Here is a 22,373-nt window from a genome sequence, read left to right as displayed (position 1 = left end):
GTGCCTGGTCAACGCCGGCGGCGGGTCAGCCGGATCACCAGCAGGACGATCACCGCCACCACCGCCAGGCAGCAGAGCAGGCTCAGGAAACCGAAAACGCCGGATCCGCGCCCGCGCCGTCGAGCCGCTTCCACCACCAGTTCCCCGGTGCCGGTCGAGGCCCATGCCGCGACCGGGACGAACACCGTCAGCACGACCGTACCCAGGAGCGTGCCGAGCCGCCCCCACCACCTACCGAAGGAAGACATGGGCTCATCCTCGCCGAGACGCGCAACCTCGGCGGGCCGAACGACTTTCGGGTGAACGTCGGCGACAAGCGCCGGAAGAGGAAGAGGCCCCGGACGAATCCGGGGCCTCTTCCTGCACAAGTAGCGGGGACAGGATTTGAACCTGCGACCTCTGGGTTATGAGCCCAGCGAGCTACCGAGCTGCTCCACCCCGCGTCGGTAGGACCACTCTACCCCATCACACGACACCCTCATCCACCGCACCCCGATGTCCGCGTCAGGCTCGGCAGCGGCCTGATCCAGCCGCCGCCTCCCGGCGGGCGGACGGGACACCGCAAGCCGGCGCGGCGACCGGCGCCTCTGGAATACGAAAGAGGCCCAGGCGATAACCTGGGCCTCTTTCGTCGCAGTAGCGGGGACAGGATTTGAACCTGCGACCTCTGGGTTATGAGCCCAGCGAGCTACCGAGCTGCTCCACCCCGCGTCGGTAGATCCACCGTAGCGCACCACCCCCGGTGCCCGCAAAACGACCCGCTGAACGACTCACGTCGCACCGGTCCGCCCTCCCCGTCGAGCGCACCGGACCGGTCGGCGCGGACACCCCGACGGCGGCCACCGGGGCGGGAATCGAGCGCCACCACCACCAGCCACCTTGACATCTATCGATCAGCTAAATACGTTGAATTGACAGTCAGAGGTGGGCGAATTTGATTTCGCCCATAAGCGGGGGAACGCTTCCTGGCTGGCTTCTTGCGCTGAACGGCGCCCGGTCCGCGCTCACCGTGACAAGTCGGTTGAGCAACGCTCCGTGAAATTGAAACGGCGCACATGTCGGCAGGTCATGCCCAGTAAGGGACGTGTTCGGCCGCTCGCTCCCTTCATATTCGGGCCCGGGCGCAAAGGCATCCTTGTGCTGACCTGACACGTCACAGATGACTGTGGGTCCTCGGTTCATCAGAACCGAGGACCCACCGTGTCACGTCGAACGCGGGATGGTCAGCCCACTAGCCACCGGGTGACGGAGTGGCACCGCCGTCCGCTGCGGTCGGCGTGGCACTCGGCCCACCACCAGGGTTGGCCGCCTGCTGGGCCTGCTGGAAGGCGGTGAGCGCCTCGTCCAGCGCGGCCAGCGCGCGACCGTACCGCTCGAAGTCGCCGGACGCCTGCGCGGCACGCACCTCGGTGATCGCGGCCCGCACCCGCTCGGCGGCCGCCCCCAGCTCGCCGGTGAGCGGCGGAGCGTCGCCCGGCGTCGGGGTGGCCGGCGGCGACGCCGGCGGCTCCTCACCCTCGGGCGGTTGCTCCTCGCCCTGGGTCGGGGGCGGATTACCTGCCGCTGCCTGCTTGCCCTGCTCGACGAGCTGCTTGATGCCATCGGCCGGATTGTCGGCCAGGACGACGTAGGAGCCCCCGTCGCCGTACGACATCAGCACCTTCTGCAACAGCGGGTACGCGTCCGTCTGGTTGCTCTTGACGTAGACCGGCTCGACGTAGAGCATCCCGTTGCCCACCGGCAGCGAGAGCAGGTTGCCGTACTGCACCTGGGCCTGGTTGGAGGAGAGCAGGTTCAGCTGCTGCCGGATGTTTGCGTTGGTGTTCGTCATCCGCTGATGCACCTGCACCGGCCCGGAGATCGCCGTCTGGTCCGGCAACTCCAGCACCTGCAACGTCGGCTTGCCGTCCTGGTACGACCCGGAGATCAGCGCGGCCAGATTCTGCCGACCGTTCGGGGTGACCGCGCTGGTCAGCTGGAAGCGGGGAGCGTCCTGCCCGGGGAACTGCGTGTAGAGGTAGTACGGCGGCTGCTTCTGCCCGCTGTCCGGCGCGTCCGGCACGTTCGGCACCTGCCAGAAGTCCTGGCCGGAGTAGAAGTCACCGGGGTTGGTGACGTGGAACCGGGTCAGCATGTTGCGCTGCACCTTGAACAGGTCGGCCGGGTACCGGAAGTGGTCGGCCAGCGCCGGCGGGATCTCGGCGCGCGGCTTGATCAGATCACCGCCGAACGCCTTGTTCCAGGCCTTGAGCACCGGGTCGTTCTCGTCGAACTCGTAGAGCACGACGGTGCCGTCGTACGCGTCGACTGTCGCCTTTACCGAGTTGCGGATGTAGTTGACGTTCTCCCGGGCCAGCTGGATGGTGCCCCGGCCGGTCAGCTCGTCGGTGGTCTCCTGCTGCAGGTTGACCCGCTCGGCGTACGGGTAGGTGGCGGCGGTGGTGTAGCCGTCCACGATCCACTGCACCCGGCCGTCCACGATCGCCGGGTACGGGTCGCCGTCCAGGGTGAGGAACGGGGCGACCTTCTCCACCCGGTCCCGCGGGTTACGCACGTAGAGCAGCTTGGAGTTGTCGTTCACCGCCTCGGAGAGCAGGAAGTTCGCCTCCTGCTCCTTGATCGCGTAGAGCAGGCGGCGGCTGAACGAGCCGACGTCGACGCCACCAGAACCGGTGTAGGTGTAGTACGACTCCGACCCCTCGCCGCTCTCGCCGGCCGGCCTGTCGAACTCGGCGGGGTTGGCGTCCTCGTTCGGCTTGCCGACGATGGCGTAGTCGCCGTCCTGCATCCGCTCGCCGTAGTAGATCCGGGGCTGGCTCGCCGGGATCAGGTCGGTCGGCGAGGCGCAGGACTCCTGCGACCGCTCACCGAGGAAGCCGGAGACGAAGAACGGCTGGCCACCGCAGACCACCCGGTTCGCCGGGGCGGCCACCACCCCGTAGCCGTGGGTGTAGACGGTGTGCCTGTTGATCCAGTTGCTCTGCTGGGCGGTCAGCTCGCCATAGTTGATCTCGCGTACGCCGACCACGTAGTCCTGGGTGTTCCCGTCGACCGTGTACCTGTCGATGTCGAGCTTCGGGCCGAAGTCGTAGAAGCCACGTACCTGCTGGAGCTGGGTGTACGTCTCACTGACCAGCTGCGGGTCGAGCAGCCGCACGTTCGGCACCGCCGAGGTGTCGGTCGCCAGGCTCTCCGGCGGGGTCAGGCTGCCGGCGGTGTACGCCGAGCTCTGGGCGATGTCCAGCCCGAACGACGCGCGGGTGGCGTCGATGCTGCGCTGGATGTACGGCGCCTCCTTGTCCCGGGCGCTGGGCTTGACCTCGAAGGTCTGCACCGCCCAGGGGTAGATGCCGCCGATCGCCACCGCGGAGACACCGAGCAGCGCCAGCGAGATGCCCGGCCAGACCAGGTTGCGCATCCAGGCGTTGGAGAACACGAGGATCGCGATCGCCACCACCACGGAGATGTAGGCGAGGATCTCCTTGGCCGGCAGCAGCGCGTTGATGTCGGCGTAGCCGGCGCCGTAGACGCCCACGCCGTCGTTGTACTCCAGCAGCATCGCCCGCCGGTCCAGCACGTACGCGATGGCCTTCAGCAGGACGAATACCGCTACCAGCGTGCTCAGGTGGGCGCGGGCCGCGTTGCTCATCCGGTCGCCGACGCCCTGTAGGCGCACCCCGCCGAAGAGATAGTGCACGGCCAGCGCGCCGATCAGCGCCAGGACCACCGCGGTGAAGCCGAGCCCCAGCAGGAACCGCCAGAACGGCAGCTGGAAAACGTAGAAGCCGACGTCGACGCCGAACTCCGGGTCGTCGACGCCGAAGTTTCCGCCGTGCAGGAAGAGCAGCCACTGGTTCCAACGGCTCTGCGCCGACAGGCCGGCGAAGAGGCCGACGACGGCGGCGGCCACCGTGATCCACAGGCCCAGTCGGGGACCGAGCAGCATCCGGTACCGCTCCAGCGTGGCCTGTTCCGGTGAGTGCGGTCGCATCCGGGGACGCAGCCGTTGCGCGAGCCAGAGGTTGCCGCCGACGATCGCCGCCATCGCCAGGCCCGCGGCCAGGAAGAGCAGCAGCCGGGTGACAAGCACGCCCCGGAAGACCTGGGTGTAGTCGACCTCGGAGAACCAGAGCCAGTCCGTCCAGGCCTGCACCCCCCAGCCGAGCAGGGTGAACAGAACGAACACCCCGATCAGGACCCCGATCGTGACGCGTCCGCGTCGGCTCATCCTCGGCAGGGGGCTGCTGCTACGCATGACCACTGTTGGCTCCGCACGCTCGTTATGATCGGCTCCGACCAGGCACCCAGAGTACGGGGTGTTCCTGAAAGCGTGAGCGCAAGGTCATGCCGCGCGGTTCAGCAGTACGTCGGCTCGCCTCCGGAACGTAGCGTCTCCAGCGCGTCCAGCGCCTCGTCGAGTGAGCCCACCTTCACCAACGGCAGGTCCGGCTGCCGGTTACGGACCGCCTCGGCGCAGTTGGCCGCCGGAACCAGGAACGCGGTCGCGTCGGCCTGCTTCGCTCCGACCAACTTCTGTGGGATCCCGCCGATCGGGCCGACCTGCCCGGCGTCGTCGATGGTGCCGGTGCCGGCGATGATCCGACCGCCGGTCAGATCATCCGGGGTCAGCTTGTCGATGACACCCAGGGCGAACATCAGACCCGCGCTCGGGCCGCCGATGTCCTTCAGATCGAAGGAGAGGGTGAACGGGTGCGGCTGCTGCTGCTCGATCTCGATTCCGATCCGGGGCCGACCGTCCTGTTCCTGGCTGGTGATGGTGTCGGTCCGCGCGGTGCCGTCGCGGGTGTACCCGATCCGCAGGGCCGTGCCCGCCGGCTTGGCCCGGATGAGTTCGGTCAGCCGGGAGGCGAACGGCACCGGTTCACCGTCGACCGACGTCACCACGTCGCCGGGGCGGAGCACCGCGGCCGCCGGCCCGTCGGAGGCCACCGTCTTCACCACGACCTGCACCTCGTACCCGAGTTCCCGCAGGGCGGCGGTCTCCGCGCTGGTCTGCGAGACCTGGAAGTCCTCGGCGTTGCGCTGTTCCACCTCCTCCTGGCTCTCCCCCGGCGGGTAGACCAGTTCGCGCGGCACCACCGCCTGCTCGTCGGAGAGCCAGCCCTGGATGGCCGAGCGGAGCTTGACGCCGGGCTGCACCCCCACCGTCGTCAGCCGCAGTTGGCCCGCGGAGGTGGAGGTCTCCCGGCCGGTGACCTGGATGACCTCCTTGCCGTCCTCCTGGCCCAGCGTGTCGACTGTCGGGCCGGGACCGAGCACCACGTACGGGACGGGCGCGCCGAGCACCCCGATGCTGAGCAGAGCGGTGAGCAGAGCACCGAGCAGGACGGTCACGCCGCGACGTCTCATGCGGCAGAGCGTACCGATCCCGATGGCGGCTCCCGGCCGGCACGACGAACGACTTCGCCCTCAGCGCAACCGCGGTGGCGGCGACCCGGGCGGTGACGCGCGTACCGTAGACGTCGTGCCTGATATTCCGTTCGGTTTCGCGCTACCGGGTGGGCAGCCGCCCGACCCCAACGACCCCGCGCAGATGCAGCAGTTCATGTCGCAGTTGCAGCACCTGCTCTCCGCGTCGGGCAGCGGGCCGGTCAACTGGGACCTGGCCCGGCAGGTGGCGGCCAGTCAGCTCGCCGCGGCGGGCGACCCGGCGGTCTCGCCCTACGAGCGTCACGCGGTCGAGGAGGCGCTGCGCATCGCCGACCTCTGGCTGGAGCCGGCCTCCGCGCTGCCGTCGGGCATCCGCACCACCGTGTCCTGGAACCGCAACGAGTGGATCTTCAAGACGCTTGACGTCTGGCGCAAGCTCTGCGACCCGGTGGCCAGCCGGATGGTCGGCGCGATGGGCGACCTGGTCCCGCCGGAGGCCCGGGCCCAGCTCGGTCCGATGCAGTCGATGGTGGCCACCCTCGGTGGCGCGCTCTTCGGTGGCCAGCTCGGCCAGGCCCTCGGGTCACTCGCCGCGGAGGTTCTCTCGGCCGGCGACATCGGTCTGCCGCTCGGACCCGCCGGCACGGCCGCGCTCATCCCGGCCAACATCAAGGCGTACGGCGAGGGTCTGGAGCTGCCCGAGGACGAGGTCCGTCTCTACGTGGCCCTGCGCGAGGCGGCACACCAGCGGCTCTTCGAACACGTCCCGTGGCTGCGCGGGCACGTCCTCAACGCCGTCGAGACGTACGCCGCCGGCATCCGGGTGAACCGGGAGGCGATCGAGGAGGCGATGGGACGGGTCGACCCGACCGACCCGGAGTCGATGCAGGCGATCGCCCTGGAGGGGATCTTCACTCCGGAGGACAGCCCGACGCAGAAGGCGTCGCTGGCCCGGCTGGAGACCGCCCTCGCCCTGGTGGAGGGCTGGGTGTGCCACGTGGTCGACGGGGCGGCCGCCGGCCGGCTGCCGAACGTCGTGGCCCTGGGCGAGGCGTTCCGCCGGCGCCGGGCGGCCGGCGGGCCGGCCGAGCAGACCTTCGCGGCCCTGGTCGGGTTGGAGCTGCGGCCGCGCCGGCTGCGGGAGGCCGCAGCGCTCTGGGCGGCGCTCACCGAGCACCGGGGCATCGCCGGCCGGGACGCGCTGTGGGGGCATCCCGACCTGCTCCCCTCCGACGACGACTTCGCCGACCCGGTGGCCTTCGCCATGGCCGACGTGGACCTGATGACCGAGTTGGAGAATTTCGACTTCTCCGCCCCGGGTGGCCCGGAGGAGAAGGCTCCGGGCGAGCCGGAACGCCGCGACGACACCGAGGGCGGCGAGGGCGGCGAGTCCCGCCCCTGACTGTTCCGACCGGCTGGTCGCCGTCAGGCAGCGACAGCGCGGCGGCGTCAGCCGCTCCGGCCGGCACCGGACAGCAGGGACCGGGTGTGCTCCCACCCGTCCAGCGCCGGATCGAGCCGGGCCAGATCCGCCGGGCCGCGCAGCCGGTGCCAGGAGGGCGTAACCGCCAGGTCGCCGGGGCGGGGTGCCGCCGCCCGCACGGCCGCGGGCACCGTGGCGTCCATGTCCAGCGGTGGCAGCCAGGACGGTACGGGCAGCCGGGCCGCCACCCCGAGCAGTCCGGGCAGGCCGCCCTCGGCCGGGGCGACCGCGACCGGCCGGGTGGTCAGCGGACGCAGCAACTTGCCGACGGTGAGTCCGGGCAGGTCGGGCGCGTCGCCCGCGACGACCGCCACCTGCTCGTAGCGGTCGGTCGCCGGGGTCCCGCCCGCCGGCCCGGCACCGGACTGCGGGTCCGTGCCGGTCGTCGCGTCCGGTCCACCGGCACCGGTCAGGGCGGCGAACACGGCGTTCGGGGTCGGCTCGGGCACCTCGTACACGGTCGTGCCGGGCCAGATCACCGCGTCGGCCAGCCAGCGGTCCGCGGGCGTGACGGCCACCGCGGTGTCCACCTCGTTGAGCATGGCGAGCAGGTCCACCACGTCCTCGGCGAGCGCGGTACGCCAGTCCGTCGGGTCGACGCCGGGTGGCGCCCAGACGACCGGCGCGAGCAGCGCCACCACCACACGTCGGGCCATTCACCGACCCTACCGCCGCAGCGGTGGGGCACTCAGGGGGTGCCGGCGACGGCTGCCACGCCCTCCAGGTAGCCGCGCGCCCGTTCGGTCTTCGGGTACCTGCCGACCAGTGCCCAGAACTGTGCGTTGTGGCTGGACACGATGAGGTGGACCAGCTCGTGCAGCAGCACGTAGTCGATCACCCAGTCCGGCATCTCCTGGATCCGGTGCGACAGCCTGATCGATCGGTCGGCCGGGGTGCAGGAGCCCCACCGGCCGTTCTGATTGCTCACCCAGCGGACGCTGGCCGGCACTGCCTGGGTGCCGTACTCGGTGAGATAGAGCTTGATCAGCCGGCTGGCCCGGTCCAGCAGTTCGCCGTCGGAGCGGACCGAGCGCCCCTCGCGGGCGGCCAGCCGGGCGAGCATCCGGTCGACCCACTCGCTCTCCTCGGCCCGGGAGAACTGGTCGGGGATGAGGACCACGACCCGCTCTCCGTCGCGGTAGGCGGACACCGTGCGTCGCCGACGCTGGCTGCGCCGTACCTCGACGACCGGCTTCCGCGGCCCTGCCATCAGTGGACCGCGCAGCCTCGGTTTGCTGTCACGATGGCAAGCTAATGCGTTGTGACCAGGGGTCCGCAAGAGTCAACCCCCCGACACGCGTCCGGAAAATGGGGATTGGTCGCCAGGAGTCCCGAAAAATTTCTTGCCAGAGCCGGGTCAGCCGTCACGGTCACCCTTCGTGGTGGCCAGCGAGGTGTCACACCTGGGCCGACCACCACGGTAAGTGATCATCGCAGCGGACCCGGAATCGGGGTCCTCGCCCCCCGCTTCAGCGGCACCACCAGCGCAATTGCGGGGTACCGGTCGGCGTGTCCCCGCCAAACTGACTGATCTGACGCAATTCGGCGTGCACACTCTCGACGTCGCCTTGCTCACAGTGGCAATGCGCAGCTGACATGGAACCGCCCACACCTGGGTAGGGTCCGCCAACCAGTGGTCACGCAGGTGGCCACCGGACAGGACCCGGCGCCGGGCGCCCTGAGCGACCGCCACCGGGAGACCCACCGGGTCGTTATCGACCGGTGGACGACACGAGGAGGGCACACCGTGGCCGACCAGGCCCAGACCTACAACGGTTACTGCGTCAAGTGCAAGGAGAAGCGGGACTTCGAGGGCCGTGTCGAGGTCTCGAAGACCGGCATGAACATGGCCAAGGGCAAGTGTCCGGTATGTGGCACAACAGTGAACCGCATCCTGGGCAAGGCGAAGGTCTGACGTACGCACGCGTACTGGACGGGGGTGGCCTACGGCCACCCCCGTCCGCGCGTGTGGTGACTGTCGGACCACCGACTCCACTACTCGCGGGTTGTGGATAACTCGCCGAAACCTGTGGACAGCCCTGGATCTGGGGCCAACCACCTGTGGACAACGATCGACGGAAAGCATGGACGCGGTCACTATTCGTGCCCATGACGCGATCCGCCGAACGCCCGCCGTCTCCCCGTCCCCGGCTGCTGCCCGGGCTCACCCGTCTCTGGCGTGACCGGCACACCCTGCAGCTCGGCCTCGGCCGAGAGCGGGCGGTCCTGGTCGAGGTGGCCGATCCCCGGGCAGCCCGGTTGCTCGACCTGCTCGACGGCACCCACAGCGAACGGCAGGTGCTGGCCGGGACGGAAATGCGCCCGGAACACGCGCAGGCCCTGCTCGACGCCCTGCGCAACGCCGGCCTGGTGGTGCCGGCGCACACCCTCGTACCCCGGGACCTCACCGGACCACGACGGGCCCGGCTCGCCGCCGAGGCCGCCGCGCTGGCGCTGGCCACCGCCCGGTTGCCGGGCACCCCCGCCCAGGTGCTCCGGCGCCGGCTGGCCGCCCGGGTGACGGTCAGCGGCAGCGGCCCGCTCGGTTCCGCCATCGCTGTCGCTCTCGCTCAGGCGGGTGTCGGTCACGTTCATCCCGACCTGTCCGGATCAGTTCGCCCGGTCGATCTCGTCGGCACCGGTATCGCCGCCACTGAGATCGGGCATCCACTCGACTTCGCGGCCCGGGCGGCGGTAGAGCGGGCCGCCCCGGGTACCGGCACCGGCCCGCTCCGCCGACCCCGTCCGGACCTGGTCGTGCAACTCGGCGCCGACCGGCCGGCCGCGCTGCTGGCCGTCGGTCACGCGCAACGGCGACAACCGCACCTGCTGGTGGACATCCGGGAGGGTATTCCGGCGATCGGTCCGCTGGTCCGCCCACCGGTGGGCCCCTGCCTGCGCTGTCTTGACCTGCACCGGGCCGACCGGGACCCCGGCTGGCCGGGGCTCGCCGCCCAACTTGCCAGCACACCGCCCGCCCCGGCCTGCGCCGCGAGTCTCCTGCTGGCCGCCACCGGATACGCCGTCGGCGAGGCGCTGAGCCACCTCGACGGAGGCACTCCCGAGACCCTCGGTGGGTCAGTCGAGGTGGTGGCCCCCGGCAGCTTCCGGCGACGCTACTGGCCGCCGCACCCGCGCTGCCGCTGCGGCGGGTGACCGGTGCACCAGCGGCGGGTGCGGCTGCACGGCAGCAGCGGGCCGGCCGAGTCGGTAACAATGACCAAGTGACCGACATCCCGCGCCGGGCCGTGTCCCGGACCGCCAAGCTCGCCGCTCTGCCGCTCGGCTTCGCCGGCCGGACCGTCCTCGGCATGGGAAAACGCGTCACCGGGCTCGCCTCCGACGTGATCTCCGCCGAGATCCAGCAACGCACCGCCGAGCAGCTGTTCAGCGTTCTCGGCCAGCTCAAGGGCGGAGCGATGAAGTTCGGTCAGGCGCTGTCGGTGTTCGAGGCCGCCCTACCGGAGGAGATCGCCGCGCCCTACCGACAGGCGCTGACGAAACTTCAGGAGGCCGCGCCGCCGCTGCCCGCCGCCAGCGTGCACAAGGTGCTGGCCGAGCAGCTGGGTCCGGCCTGGCGGGACCGGTTCGTGAGCTTCGACGATTCCCCGGCCGCCGCGGCCAGCATCGGGCAGGTGCACCGGGCCGTCTGGCGGCTGCCGGACGGCACCGGCCGTAACGCCGCAGTGAAGATCCAGTATCCGGGGGCCGGCGACGCCCTGCTCGCCGACCTCAAACAGCTCTCCCGGCTGGGCGGCATGTTCCGGGCCATCCAGCCCGGGCTGGACATCAAGCCCCTGCTGGCCGAGTTGCGGGAACGGATCACCGAGGAGCTGGACTACGAGTTGGAGGCGGAGTCGCAGCGAGCCTTCGCCGCCGGGTACGTCGACGACCCGGAGATCTACATACCGGAGGTCTTCCACGCCTCCCCCCGGGTCCTGGTAACCGAGTGGATGACGGGCACCCCGCTGGCCGACATCATCCGGTCCGGCAGCGAGGAGCAGCGCGACGAGGCGGGCCGGCTGATGGCCACCCTCCACCTCTCCGCTCCGGCTCGGGCCGGGCTGCTGCACGCCGACCCGCATCCGGGCAACTTCCGCCTGCTGCCCGACGGCCGACTCGGTGTGATCGACTTCGGGGCGGTGGCCCGGATGCCGGAGGGGACACCGGAACCGATCGGCCGCATCGCCGGGCTGGCCCTGCGCGGCGACGCCGACGAGGTGGTGGCCGGGTTGCGAGCCGAGGGCTTCGTCAGTACCTCCGAGCCGATCGACGCGGACGCGCTGCTGGAGTTCCTACGCCCGATGCTGGAGCCGATCGCCGCCGACGAGTTCCGCTTCACCCGGGCCTGGCTGCGTGCCGAAGCCACCCGACTGGCCAGTCCTCGTTCCCCGGCGTACCAGCTCAGCCGGCAACTCAACCTGCCGCCGTCCTACCTGCTCATCCACCGGGTGACCCTCGGGTCGATCGGGGTGCTGTGCCAACTGGAGGCCAAGGCCCCCTACCGGGGCATCCTGGAGCGCTGGCTGCCGGGATTCGCTCCGGTCGGCTGATCAGGGTGCGGTGTCCAGACATGACGCGGCGGGCGGGGACCATCGGTCCCCGCCCGCCGTATGTGGTGTCGTCCTACAGAACGCCCAGTTCGCGGGCCGACCGGGCGCGGCCGGTCATGGCGATGGTACGGGCGGATCGGGTTGCCTCAGTGCTCGTGGTGGTGCGACCGGCCTGAGGCCGGAGCATTCGAGCCCTCGACAACGCTTCGTGAAGTAGGTACATCTCGGCTCCGTTCGGAAGGTGCAGCATTTCGATCAGCTTTCTGTCGGCCGGTGCGACACCGGCGGGGTTGGTCCGAATCGGGAACATGTCAGGCAGCCAGCCGGACAGCGCTGCGCGACGTGGCGAGACCATTGGCCGCCAGCCGCGCCTCGGCCTCGACCCGCAACTCGGCGTCACGGGCGAGGTCCTCCTTGCGCGGGCGACCACGGGGCCGCTTGCGCGGAACGACCGCGCCACGCTCGAAGATCTCGCCGCCCCAGACGCCCCACGGCTCGGCCCGCTCGACCGCGCCGGCCAGGCACTCGACGCGCAGCGGGCAGTCCCCGCAGAGCGACTTGGCCAGTTCCAGCTCGGTGGGCGAGTCGGAGAACCACAGGTCGGGGTCGAACTTCCGGCAGGGCAGGTTCGCCTCCACCTCGACGCTCACGTCGAGCGGGGCCAACGCCAGACTCATCGCCCGGTCACCTCTCTCTCACTGCGATCTCGTGGATCGCTGTTCCGACGTACTTCGGCGGTGCAAAAAACTGAGGCCGCGGATCCCGGTATGCGGGTTCCGCGGCCTCGAGGTGAGCCGGTGGTCTGGTGTCAGACCGGTCTACCTCGAGGTGGAACACCGCGGACGTCCATCCGCTTGTTGACGCCATCGACGCCCTTGCCCGTGAAGCCACTGCTCCCCTGGAGCCCGTTCGTGACCGGTGCGAGGATCAGCTCGGCCTGAATCTCGGCCCGGTGCACCTGCGGAGCCCACGGTCGCGTAGCGACGGTGGTGGCCCGGACTTCCGCCAGCGGAGCGGCGGTCGCCAGGGCAGCCGACAGCGGAGCGACGGCAACGGGCAGCGCCGTCGGACGCTTGTAGATGTAGCTCTCCATCGGTGCCACCTCCTTTGACGTTCACTCGTGGTCGACCCGGACACAAACCCCGTGAGCAGCCCGAACAGGGCCCCCTTCCGAGGTGTGTCCTGAGGCTATGCCGGTCGGTAGGGCGAGGGCAAACGAATTAACGGTCAGATTCAGAAAGTTTTCTGCGGGCAGATTTCGTCGACCGCCGCGCCCCCCACCAACGCCAGCACCGCCTCCCCGTACAGGCCCAGTTTGCGCGGCCCGATCCCGGCGATCGCGACCAGTTCCTCGGCCCGGCCCGGCCGCCGCTCGGCCAGTGCCACAAGCGTCGCGTCGGTGAAGACCACGTACGCGGGTACCTTCTGCGCCCCGGCGACCCGGGACCGCCACTCGCGCAGCCGCTCGTGCAGCTCCTCGTCGATGTCGGAGGGACAGGTGGCGCACCTGCCCAGCTTGCGGTCCGGCCCGGCGAGCAGGGTCGTGCCGCAGATCCGACAGGACACGATCCGGGTGGCGGCCCGCCGCTGCGGGGTCCGCACCGATCGCCCTTCACTGGCCCGCTCCGTCGCGGAGGTGGGCGCCAGTTGCGGCAGGAAACGGCACGGCCGTCGGGGCCGGCCGCCCGGCGAGCGCGCCGAGGCGTACGACAGCCAGAGCCACTGCCGGGCCCGGGTGATACCGACGTAGAGCAGGCGGCGTTCCTCCTCGACCTGCTCGGTGGTGCGCGCGTACGTGGTGGGCAGGGTGCCCTCGGCCAGGCCGACCAGGAAGACGGCGTCCCACTCCAGCCCCTTGGCGGAGTGCAGGGAGGCCAGGGTCACCCCGTCCACGGTCGGTACGTGCTGCTGAGCCGCCCGCCGGGCCAGTTCCTCGGTGAAGTCGGTGAGGGTGACCGGGCGTTCCACCGTGGCAGCCACCCCGAGCGGCAGGATCTCCGGCGTGGCCGCGTACTCCTCGGCGAGCTGTACCAGCGCGGCCAGCGCCTCCCACCGCTCGCGGGCGGCACCACCCGGTGGAGGGGTGTCGGGTGCCCATCCGACGCCCGCCAGCGCCTCGACCACCGCCGCCCGCAAGGGGGTCTCACCGGGCAGCGACCGGGTCGCCGCGCGCAGCGCGACCATCGCCTGACGCACCTCGGCACGCTCGAAGAACCGCTCCGCTCCCTGGACCAGGTACGGCACGCCGGCCTCGGCGAGCGCCTTCTCGTACGCCTCGGACTGGGCGTTGGTGCGGAACAGCACGGCGACCTCGCGGGCCGGGGTGCCGGCGTCGATCAACGCACGGCAGCGGGCGGCGACCGCGGCGGCCTCGGCCGGCTCGTCGGTGAAGATCCGCCGCTCCGGCTCCGGGCCGGCGGGGCGCTGCCCGACCAGTTCCAGACGCAGCCGCGCCTCGGTGCCCCGCGCCTGCGAGATGACCGCGTTGGCGAGCCCGACCACCTGCGGAGTCGAACGGTAGTCGCGGACCAGCCGGACCACTGTGGCCGCCCGGTGCCGACGCGGGAAGTCGACCAGGTACGCCGAGGTGGCGCCGGTGAACGAGTAGATGGTCTGGGAGGCGTCGCCGACCACTGTCACGTCGTCGCGGCCGCCGAGCCAGGCGTCCAGCAGCCGCTGCTGCAGCGGGTTGACGTCCTGGTACTCGTCCACGACGAGGTGCCGGTACTGGTTGCGGACCTGCTCGGCGACGTCCGGATGCTCCTCGATCCCCCAGACCGCGGCACGCAGCACGTCCTCGAAGTCGATCACCCCGCCGGTCCGCTTGAGCCTCTCGTACGCGGCGAACACCTCCGCCACCCTCGCCGGCTCGTGCGAGGTCTCCCGCAGCGCCTTGGCCGCGGCCACCACGTACTCGCCCGGCTCGACGAGGGAGGACTTGGCCCACTCGATCTCACCGGCGAGGTCGCGGGCGGCCGTCCGGTCGGCCCGTAGACCGGCTCGCGCCGCCGCCAGGGTGACCAGCCTGACCTTGCTGTCCAGCAACTCGGGCATGGCCCGACCGTCGAGCAGCCGGGGCGCGAAGTAACGCACCTGGCGCAGCGCCGCCGCGTGGAAGGTACGCGCCTGGACGCCGCCCACGCCCGCCTTGGCGAGCCGCTGGCGCAGTTCCGCGGCGGCGCGGGCGGTGAAGGTGACAGCGAGCACATGCCGGGCCGATATCTCACCGGTCAGCGCCCGGTACGCGATCCGGGACGTGACCGCCCGGGTCTTCCCGGTACCGGCACCGGCGAGCACGCAGACCGGGCCGGCCGGGGCGGTCACCGCCGAGCGTTGCTCCGGGTCGAGCCCGGCGAGCACGCGTTCGGACGCTGCGTTAACCACCACAGCGGGGAATTGTCGCAGCTTCCCCGGATGTTGCAGCGGATAGCCTGTGCTTGATCGGCAAGCCACCGGGCGAGACGTTGGAGGATCTGACCATGCTGACGATGTATTCCACTCCCTGGTGCGGCTACTGCCACCGGCTGAAGTCGCAGCTCGACCGGGAGGGGATCGCCTACCAGGTGGTCGACATCGAGCAGGATCCGGCGGCCGCGACGTTCGTGATGCAGGTCAACGGCGGCAACCAGACGGTGCCCACGCTGCGCTTCGCCGACGGCAGCGCGCTGACCAACCCGTCGATCAGCCAGGTCAAGCAGCATCTGGCAAGCATCGCCGCCTGACCGCCCCCCTTCCGCGTTGATCATGAAGTTGTTGCCCGGGTAAGCGTCTACCTGCGGCAACAACTTCATGATCAGCGGCTCCGGAGGGCCGGTTGGCTGCCTTCGGGGGTCAGGCGTGGGGCGGGGAGTCGGGGCCGTGGCGGCGGCCCGGGTGGAGGGCTCAGGTGGCGCCCGCGCCAGAGGTAGTTGCCGGCGAGCAGGGTCGCCAGACCGACCGCCGCGAAGACCAGCCGGTAGTCGAGCAGGGCGACGACCAGGGCACCCATGCCGATCGAGAACGCCTGCGGGCACCTGACCACCGCCTCGGCGGCGGCGGCGACCCGGCCGAGCAGTTCCGGCGGAGTCCGTCGCTGGATCAGGGTGTGCAGCCCGACCAGGGTCAGCGGCAGCGACAGACCCGCCATCAGCACCGCGGCGAGGCCGAGCCACAGATTCGGGTACGCCAGCATCAGCGCGGCGGGTCCGAAGAGCGCCACGCCGACGGCGAGGGTGCCCAGCTCACCGACCCGGCGCAGCACGGCGGCGGAGGCCAGCCCACCCATCAGGCCACCGACGCCCTGCGCGGTGAAGAGCACGCCCACGAACGCCGGCTCCCGCCCGAGCCCCCGGTCCACGTACGCGAAGATCAGTGACTCGGTGAAGCCCATCACCAGCGAACCGAGGCCGTAGCCGAGCAGTGCCCGGCGCAGCGCCGGCTCGCCGGCCAGGTGGCGGAGCCCGGCGACCAGTTCCGCCGGCCAGCGCGCGCGGGGCTTGGCGTCGTCGGCCAGCGCACCGGGTGACTCGCGCGGCGTGGCGAACCGCCACGGCGCGCCGACCACCACGGCGGCGGTCAGGAATCCGACCATCCCGACCACGGCCAGCAGCCAGCCGCCGAGCGCCACGTAGAGGCCGGCACCGACGAGCGGGCCGATCAACCGCAGCCCCTGCCGGGCCGTCTGCAACGCCCCGTTCGCCTCGCCGAGCAGGTCCGGCGGCACCAGTTCCCGCACCAGGCGGCTGAGCACCGCACCGACGGTCAGGTTCGACAACCCGTACAGCGCGGCCACCGCGTAGATGACCCACATGTCGCCCGCGTCGCGGACCGCGAAGAGGGGGGTGAGCAGCAGCGCCGTCGCGAGGTTGGTGACCACGAAGAAAGGACGCCGCGGATACCTGTCGACGAACCAGCCGACCAGCGGCGCGAGCGTCCGTGGCGCGAGGATGACGAAGATCGTCGCGCCGGCGAGGCCGTCCGATCCGGTGAGGTCCTTCACCCAGACGGCAAGCGCCAGCAGCAGGATCGACTCCGCGGTCATGCTGGCCAGCAGTCCGCCGAAGAGCAGGCGGAAGTCCGGGCGACTCAGGACGGTGCGCATTGATCCTCCGGTGGCGCGACTCGGGGCGGCGGGTGGATTCGGTGGAGCCGGCGACGCGGATCGCGCCGACCTCAGTCGCTGTCGGGTCTGCGTATTTCTGATGACACGCCCTCCGCCGGTACCTCCGGCGCCGGTCGCGCCGTCCATACTGACCGTGGGGGGCGAATTTCATACAGTTACCGTCGCGTCTGCGGCGGTCGACGGAAAAGAGGACACTGTGCCTCCTGCCGCACCCAGCCCGATCCTGCGCCGCCGCCGGCTCGGCGGTGAGCTGCGCCGCCTGCGCGAAGCCGCCGGGCTCACCGGTGACCAGGTCATCGAACGCGTCGGCTGGGCATCCGCGTCCAAACTGTCCCGCCTGGAGAACGGCCGCAGCCGACCCGACCCAGGCGACGTCCGGGACCTGCTCGACCTGTACCACGTCGACGACAGCCTCCGGCTGGAGCTGCTCGGCATCACCCACGAGGCCGGCGACATGCGTGGCTGGTTGAAGAGATATCCGGCGATGACCCAGCAGCAGCGCGGCTTCGCCGAGCTGGAGGCGGGTTGCGCCGAGATCTCCGAGTACAACCCGGTACTGGTGCCGGGGCTGTTGCAGACCACCGGGTACGCGCGGATGCGGATCTCCTCGGCCTGGCAGGTCGATCAGGCCGCCGGCGCCCCGGAGGCCGAGGACGAGATCGAGACAGAGATCAGGGCCCGGTTGGCGCGACAGTCGGCGCTCACCCGGGAGACCGACCCGCCCCGCTACACGGCGGTGCTGGAGGAGTCCGCGCTCGGCCGCCGGGCCGGGCCACCCGAGGTGCTGCGTGAGCAGCTGGCACAGCTCTGCGAGCTGGCCATGCTGCCCAACGTCACGCTGCACGTGCTTCCCCGCGACACTCCGATCGGCCAGTGGTACCTCCCGCCGACCGCGTTCTCGGTCTACCGGTTCGCCGATCCCCTCGATCCGGAGACGCTCGCCATCGAAGGTGGCTTCACCGACGTCATGTCGACCGAGGTAATCACCCTAAATCGCTATAAAGTGGTGTTCGAGTGGCTATGCACGGCGGCACTCTCCGCAACGGACACCCTCTCCTGGCTGATGGAGTCGTCGGGACGGCTGTCCGCCGCGGCGACCCCGCCCACTGTGGCGGGTGGTCCGGCAACGGCGCCGGCCCAACGCCGCAGAGCCTCCGGGCGCCTGACGGAACGGTGACCAGCACCGGTCCGCCGTCGGGACGTGCTGCGCCACTCGTTCCATCGGTTCACCTCAGGAGCGCAACGATGAACGAGTTCCGCAACACGCCGTCCGTCCTCGCCCAACTCGCGGACGCACCCTGGCGCACCAGTACGCGCAGCCAGACCTCCAACTGTGTGGAGGTCGCACCGCTGTCCCACGGTCCCGCCGCGGTGGCGCTGCGCGACAGCAAGGACCGTGGTGGCCCGGTGCTGCTGTTCGGCCGGACCGGATGGCAGGGCTTCATCTCCGGTGCCAGGAACGGGCAGTTCGACAAGCCCTAGCACGCGAACGTCCTGCGGGGCCGCCGGCGCTACCGCCGGCGGCCCCGTCGTCGTCTGCCCCGACAACCCCCTGAGCAGGGGTCGGATGATCGGTCGGGCCTGTGGACCGATGGGCGCGTTTCACTTGCTGGGACGCAGGGCGGGCGTACGATGGCGGGGTAGTGACGTGGAACTTCCACGGTTCCACCCGTCGCGACCCATCCGGAGACCCACATGCGGTTCCTGATCGTTCGCACCAACATTCGTGCCGCCGCCGACGCCGACATCACCGCCGCCTGGGCCGGAGGTCAGCGGCTGCGGGACGAGACCGCCCGGCCCGAGCCACGTCGCCAGGTCGTCCACGCCGACGACCGCGACGCCGCGCTGCTGCTGGCCCGCGCGATCTCCACCGTGGGCGCCGTACGCTCCGGCAGGCAGCGGGTCAAGGTGCTGCCGCTGGACGACAGGCGCCACCAACGGGCCGCCCCCGGCTGGCCCGGCACCTGAACCACCACCCGTCCGTCGTGGTCGACCGGCTCCCCCGCCGTGTTCCTCACCAGCCGACCACGACGGCCCGTGTCCCCGGTCCGTGACCGCCGCGGCAACGACGGTCACGGACCGGGGCCGCACCGCCGACAGTCCGTACCTCAGCAGCGCCCGTCAAGCCAGCGGTGCACCAGAAACAGCGCGATCGACGAGGGTGGGGGCAGCAGCAGACGGGCATCACCCACCTCGACCGGCCGGCCGGCGAGCGCCGCCTCGATCTCCTGCCGGGAGAACCAGCGTGCCTCGGCGATCTCGGTCGGATCGACCCGCAGCGGTTGCGCCGGGTCTGCGATGGCCAGGAAACCGAGCATCAGCGAGCCGGGAAACGGCCATGCCTGGCTGCCCGCGTACGTGATGTCGGAGACCTCGACGCCCACCTCCTCGCGGACCTCGCGCAGCACCGCGGCCTCGGCCGACTCCCCCGGCTCCAGATAGCCGGCCAGGCAGGAGAACCGGCGCTCGCCCTTCCTGCTGGGCCAGGTCGCGTTGTTGCCGAGCAGACACCGGCCCTCGACGCCGTCGACCCCGTCGTGCACGAGCACGATCATGGCCGGGTCGGTACGTGGCCACACCCGCTCGCCGGTACGGTCCACCCGGGTCCAGCCGGCCTCGTCCGCCCGGGTCGGCTCACCGGTGACCGGATGGTAGAGGTGCCGCAGGTGCCAGTTGGTCAACGCCAGCGCGGTGGTGAACAGCCCGGCGTCCCGGTCGCTGAGCAGATGCCCGACGTCCCGCAGGTGGGCCGGCCGGGTCTCCGACGCCGCCGGCAGTGCGCTGTGCACACAGAAGACCGACGCCCCGTCCGGCTCGACACCGAGGAACATCGCGTCCGAGGCGAGAGCCGGCGGCAGTTGGTCGGTAGCCAGCAGCACCAACTCCGGCTCGGCGGTGTCGGTACGTACCAGGGCCCGCCCGCCTGTCTCGACGTCCAGCACCAGCACCCGCGCCCCGACCCACGCCTGGGCCAACCACTGCGGGTCGGTACGCCGGTGCGCCGCGCGGTCCAGCGTGGAACGGGCCAACGGCGGGCTGCTCTCCCCGCACCCGCTCACGACGGCACCCCGCCGCGAGGCCGGCCGACCTGCGACACCACCGCACGACGACGCACGCCCATCACGAAACAGCGGCGGTCTCGACCGGCGCCAGCGTGGCCAGTGACGCGGCGACCCGCTCGGCGTCACCGAGCACCACCGTGACCGCTCGCGACGGGGCGAGGTAGCGAGCCGCCACCTCGGTGATGTCGTCGACGCCCACCTTCGTCAGCCGGGCCGCGTGTTCGGCCAGGAAGTCCAGCCGCAGCCCGTTGCCGGCGTACGCGCTGACCAGTGATGCCAGCCCGGCCTGCGTGGAGATGCCGAGCTGGAGCGTGCCCAGGGCGTACTGCCTGGCCTGTTCCAACTCGTCCGGAGCGGGCGGCACGGTGGCCAGCCGGCCCAACTCGTACGTCGTCTCCAACAGCGCCGGTGCCGTCACCTCGGTGGCCACCTCCGCGGCGGCCACCAGCACCGAGCCGCCCACCGAGTGCTCGATCAGCGAGTGCGGACCGTACGTGTAGCCCTTGTCCTCCCGGATGTTCTCCACCCACCGGGAGGAGAAGTAACCGCCGAAGACCAGGTTGGCCAACTGCAGAGCCGCATGGTCGGGATGCGTACGCGGCACCGCCGGCAACGCCACCCGCATCGACGACTGCACCGACCCGGGCCGGTCGACAAGCAACAACGGCCCCGGTTCCAGCGGCGGGGCGGGCGGCACGTCGGCCGCGTACCCAGCGCCGTTCCAGCCGCCGAGCGCCTTCTCCGCCGCGTCCAACGCCCGCTCCGGGCGAAGGTCCCCGACCAGCACGAGCACCGCACCCGCCGGATGCACCCGCTGGGCGTGCAGCGACCGCAACGCCGCCGGGCGAACGGCCCTGACCTGCTCCGGATCCGGTGTCTGCACGGCGTACGGGTGCCTGCCGAAGATCCGCCGGAGCAGCGCCGTACGAGCCTGATGCCCCGGTTGGCTCCGGGCGACCTGGATCCCGTCGACGAGCCGGTCCCGCTCGACGCCCACCCATCCGGCCGGGTAGCTGGCACCGGTGAGGACCTCCGCGAGGATCTCCAGCATCCGGTCCAGCCCGGTGGCCAGGCCGGTCCCGGAAATCATCAGCCGGTCCGGGTCGAGCCCGGCGGAGAGCCCGCCGCCGATCTTCTGCAACTCGGCGGCGATCTGCACGCTGCTCATCGTCTCCGTGCCGGAGAGCATGGTCTGCGTGAGCAGGTGGCCCCGGGCCAGGTGAGCCCGCCCGAAGGGCATCCAGAGTCGCAGCTCCACCAACGGGACCGCCGGCCGGCGGACCACGATGACGGTGAGCCCGTTGCCGAGCGTGCGCTCGGTCTGCCGGGGCAGCTTGAGCCGGCGGGTCGGGCCCAGCGGCGGCAACTGTCGGCGCGGCGCGGTCGCGGTCACCGTGCACCACCTCCGGGGACGACCTCGATGGACGCGCGGCGCTCCGGGCGCAGGGTCGCCGCGGCGGCCCGGACCTGCTCGTCGCTGACCTCACCGATCATGCTTGGCAGCTCGCCGAGCAGCCCCGGCTCGCCGCGTTGCTGCTCCAGCACCGCCATCCGCAGCGCCCGACCGAGCACCGCATCGGTGTCGCGCAGCAGGTGGGTGGCCATCCGCGCCTGGGTGCGGGCAAGTTCACCGTCGCCGAGGCCGTCCTGGGCGAGCCGGTCCAGTTCCTCGTCCAGGGTCCGCAGCACCTTGTCGACATCGCCACCCGGCGGCAGGTGCGCCTGCAGCACAAGCGCGGTCGGGTCGCGTACGTCGAACGGGTCACCCATGATGCCCAGGTAGCCACCGAGGCTGGTCACCGAACGGTCCCGGTGCACCAGTCGCTCCACCAGCCGCGACGCGTCACCGTCGGTGAGCACCTCGGCCAGCACCACGTACGGCAGGTAGGCGGCGAAGTCGTGAACCGGGTCGGGCACCCGCCACGCCGCCGCCACCGCCGGCAGCGGGGCCAACTGGTCGGTGTACGAGGTGCGCCGCTCGGCGGTCAGGTCCGGCTCGGCGAAGTCCGGCCGGTCGGGTGCCGGGCGGGCCGGCACGTCACCGAAGTGCCGCTCGATCAGCGTGGCGGCCTCGGCGGTGTCGATGTCCCCGCTGACCGCGAGTACCGCGTTGCCGCTGGCGTAGTAGCGCCGGAAGAAGTCGGCGGCGTCGGCGACGGTGGCCGACTCCAGATCGTCGAAGGAGCCGTACCCGTCATGCGCGTTGGGAAAGGTGTCGAACAGCACCGGCGGCAGGGTCAGCCAGGGAAACCCGCCGTACGGCCGGTTGAGCACGTTGACCCGGATCTCCTCCTTGACCACGTCGACCTGGTTGCGCAGGTTCTCCTCGGTCAGCCGAGGGCCGCGCATCCGGTCGGCCTCCAGAAACAGCGCCCGCTCCAGGGCGTTGCTCGGCAGCGTCTCGAAGTAGTCGGTGTAGTCCAGGTGGGTGGAGCCGTTGAAGGTGCCACCGGCGCCCTGCACGTACCGGAAGTGGGCGAGCTTCTCCAGGTTCTCCGAGCCCTGGAACATCAGGTGCTCGAAGAGGTGAGCGAAGCCGGTGCGCCCCTGCGGCTCGGACCGGATGCCGACGTCGTAAACCACCGCCACCCCGATGACCGGGGCACTGCGATCGGGGGTCAGAACGACCCGTAGGCCGTTGTCGAGGGTGAACCGTTCGACCGGATACCTCGTCGCTGGGATTCTCGCTCTGCGGGTCGGCACGGATCCGACCCTAACGTCTCACCGCGCCCGCCGGTGCCTGCGCGCGAGGAAGCACACGACGTCCCGCCCGGGTGACGACC

Annotated in this window: 20 protein-coding genes and 2 tRNA genes; 8 read left to right on the top strand and 14 right to left on the bottom strand. The window is 71.1% G+C overall.

The features are described from left to right. Positions 1-8 precede the first annotated feature (8 nt). The 5 genes from AB0I71_RS10630 to AB0I71_RS10610 all read right to left on the bottom strand — a co-directional run bounded on the left by AB0I71_RS10630 (position 9) and on the right by AB0I71_RS10610 (position 5,370). Positions 9-248, bottom strand: a complete 240-nt coding sequence (locus AB0I71_RS10630; RefSeq protein ID WP_357583128.1) for a hypothetical protein — start codon at positions 246-248, stop codon at positions 9-11. 121 nt (positions 249-369) lie between these two features. Then, a tRNA-Met gene (locus tag AB0I71_RS10625) sits at positions 370-443 on the bottom strand. Positions 444-637: 194 nt separating this feature from the next. Next, positions 638-711 (bottom strand) — tRNA-Met (locus tag AB0I71_RS10620). 520 nt (positions 712-1,231) lie between these two features. Continuing rightward, positions 1,232-4,255 (bottom strand): UPF0182 family protein, encoded by a 3,024-nt coding sequence (locus AB0I71_RS10615; protein WP_357583126.1) that lies wholly within the window; start codon positions 4,253-4,255, stop codon positions 1,232-1,234. A gap of 101 nt (positions 4,256-4,356) precedes the next feature. Then, a complete protein-coding gene (locus AB0I71_RS10610) occupies positions 4,357-5,370 on the bottom strand; it encodes a PDZ domain-containing protein (RefSeq protein ID WP_357583124.1) in 1,014 nt (337 codons plus the stop codon). A 115-nt stretch (positions 5,371-5,485) separates the two neighbouring features. Here AB0I71_RS10610 and AB0I71_RS10605 point away from each other — a divergent pair, with 115 nt between their 5' ends. Then, a complete protein-coding gene (locus tag AB0I71_RS10605) occupies positions 5,486-6,793 on the top strand; it encodes a zinc-dependent metalloprotease (RefSeq protein WP_357583122.1) in 1,308 nt (435 codons plus the stop codon). A gap of 47 nt (positions 6,794-6,840) precedes the next feature. On the opposite strand, the gene AB0I71_RS10600 is transcribed toward AB0I71_RS10605, so the two are convergent. Together AB0I71_RS10600 and AB0I71_RS10595 are read right to left on the bottom strand one after the other, a co-directional pair. Beyond that, positions 6,841-7,530 (bottom strand): hypothetical protein, encoded by a 690-nt coding sequence (locus tag AB0I71_RS10600; protein WP_357583120.1) that lies wholly within the window; start codon positions 7,528-7,530, stop codon positions 6,841-6,843. Between the two features lie 32 nt (positions 7,531-7,562). Continuing rightward, on the bottom strand, positions 7,563-8,084 hold the full coding sequence (locus AB0I71_RS10595) for a M48 family metallopeptidase (RefSeq protein ID WP_357583118.1): 522 nt from the start codon (positions 8,082-8,084) through the stop codon (positions 7,563-7,565). 537 nt (positions 8,085-8,621) lie between these two features. Between AB0I71_RS10595 and AB0I71_RS10590 the strand changes: the two genes are divergently transcribed. From AB0I71_RS10590 to AB0I71_RS10580, 3 genes are all read left to right on the top strand, one after another. Beyond that, positions 8,622-8,789, top strand: coding sequence for a DUF5679 domain-containing protein (locus tag AB0I71_RS10590; protein ID WP_012014940.1), 168 nt, complete (start codon positions 8,622-8,624; stop codon positions 8,787-8,789). A 194-nt stretch (positions 8,790-8,983) separates the two neighbouring features. Further along, positions 8,984-10,030, top strand: coding sequence for a hypothetical protein (locus AB0I71_RS10585; RefSeq protein WP_357583116.1), 1,047 nt, complete (start codon positions 8,984-8,986; stop codon positions 10,028-10,030). A gap of 68 nt (positions 10,031-10,098) precedes the next feature. After that, complete coding sequence (locus AB0I71_RS10580; protein WP_357583114.1) at positions 10,099-11,427, top strand: AarF/ABC1/UbiB kinase family protein; 1,329 nt, start codon at positions 10,099-10,101, stop codon at positions 11,425-11,427. A gap of 311 nt (positions 11,428-11,738) precedes the next feature. Here the strand turns inward: AB0I71_RS10580 and AB0I71_RS10575 are convergent, their stop codons facing one another. The 3 genes from AB0I71_RS10575 to AB0I71_RS10565 all read right to left on the bottom strand — a co-directional run bounded on the left by AB0I71_RS10575 (position 11,739) and on the right by AB0I71_RS10565 (position 14,814). Then, on the bottom strand, positions 11,739-12,104 hold the full coding sequence (locus AB0I71_RS10575; protein WP_357583112.1) for a WhiB family transcriptional regulator: 366 nt from the start codon (positions 12,102-12,104) through the stop codon (positions 11,739-11,741). Positions 12,105-12,235: 131 nt separating this feature from the next. Continuing rightward, the gene (locus AB0I71_RS10570; RefSeq protein ID WP_357583110.1) at positions 12,236-12,520 is read right to left on the bottom strand and encodes a hypothetical protein; all 285 of its coding nucleotides are present in this window, start codon (positions 12,518-12,520) and stop codon (positions 12,236-12,238) included. A 140-nt stretch (positions 12,521-12,660) separates the two neighbouring features. Further along, a complete protein-coding gene (locus AB0I71_RS10565; protein ID WP_357583108.1) occupies positions 12,661-14,814 on the bottom strand; it encodes an ATP-dependent DNA helicase UvrD2 in 2,154 nt (717 codons plus the stop codon). Positions 14,815-14,906: 92 nt separating this feature from the next. Between AB0I71_RS10565 and AB0I71_RS10560 the strand changes: the two genes are divergently transcribed. Further along, positions 14,907-15,149, top strand: a complete 243-nt coding sequence (locus tag AB0I71_RS10560; RefSeq protein WP_357583106.1) for a mycoredoxin — start codon at positions 14,907-14,909, stop codon at positions 15,147-15,149. Between the two features lie 71 nt (positions 15,150-15,220). On the opposite strand, the gene AB0I71_RS10555 is transcribed toward AB0I71_RS10560, so the two are convergent. After that, complete coding sequence (locus tag AB0I71_RS10555) at positions 15,221-16,507, bottom strand: MFS transporter (RefSeq protein WP_357583104.1); 1,287 nt, start codon at positions 16,505-16,507, stop codon at positions 15,221-15,223. A 217-nt stretch (positions 16,508-16,724) separates the two neighbouring features. Between AB0I71_RS10555 and AB0I71_RS10550 the strand changes: the two genes are divergently transcribed. The 3 genes from AB0I71_RS10550 (at position 16,725) to AB0I71_RS10540 (ending at position 18,496) form a co-directional block, all read left to right on the top strand. Continuing rightward, positions 16,725-17,705, top strand: coding sequence for a helix-turn-helix transcriptional regulator (locus AB0I71_RS10550; protein WP_357583101.1), 981 nt, complete (start codon positions 16,725-16,727; stop codon positions 17,703-17,705). A 68-nt stretch (positions 17,706-17,773) separates the two neighbouring features. Next, positions 17,774-18,010, top strand: a complete 237-nt coding sequence (locus tag AB0I71_RS10545; protein WP_357583099.1) for a DUF397 domain-containing protein — start codon at positions 17,774-17,776, stop codon at positions 18,008-18,010. Between the two features lie 213 nt (positions 18,011-18,223). Then, positions 18,224-18,496, top strand: a complete 273-nt coding sequence (locus AB0I71_RS10540) for a hypothetical protein (protein WP_357583097.1) — start codon at positions 18,224-18,226, stop codon at positions 18,494-18,496. A 140-nt stretch (positions 18,497-18,636) separates the two neighbouring features. Here AB0I71_RS10540 and nudC read toward each other — a convergent pair whose 3' ends face one another. The 3 genes from nudC to AB0I71_RS10525 form a co-directional block, all read right to left on the bottom strand. Further along, positions 18,637-19,587 (bottom strand): NAD(+) diphosphatase, encoded by a 951-nt coding sequence (gene nudC, locus AB0I71_RS10535; RefSeq protein ID WP_357583095.1) that lies wholly within the window; start codon positions 19,585-19,587, stop codon positions 18,637-18,639. A 61-nt stretch (positions 19,588-19,648) separates the two neighbouring features. Continuing rightward, complete coding sequence (locus tag AB0I71_RS10530; RefSeq protein WP_357583093.1) at positions 19,649-20,983, bottom strand: pitrilysin family protein; 1,335 nt, start codon at positions 20,981-20,983, stop codon at positions 19,649-19,651. Continuing rightward, on the bottom strand, positions 20,980-22,293 hold the full coding sequence (locus tag AB0I71_RS10525; protein ID WP_357583091.1) for a pitrilysin family protein: 1,314 nt from the start codon (positions 22,291-22,293) through the stop codon (positions 20,980-20,982). Before AB0I71_RS10525 ends, AB0I71_RS10530 begins: the two co-directional genes overlap by 4 nt. Positions 22,294-22,373: the final 80 nt, after the last annotated feature.

This window comes from Micromonospora sp. NPDC049891, assembly GCF_040660295.1.
GTDB lineage: Bacteria > Actinomycetota > Actinomycetes > Mycobacteriales > Micromonosporaceae > Micromonospora.
This window is presented reverse-complemented; position numbering and strand designations above follow the sequence as displayed.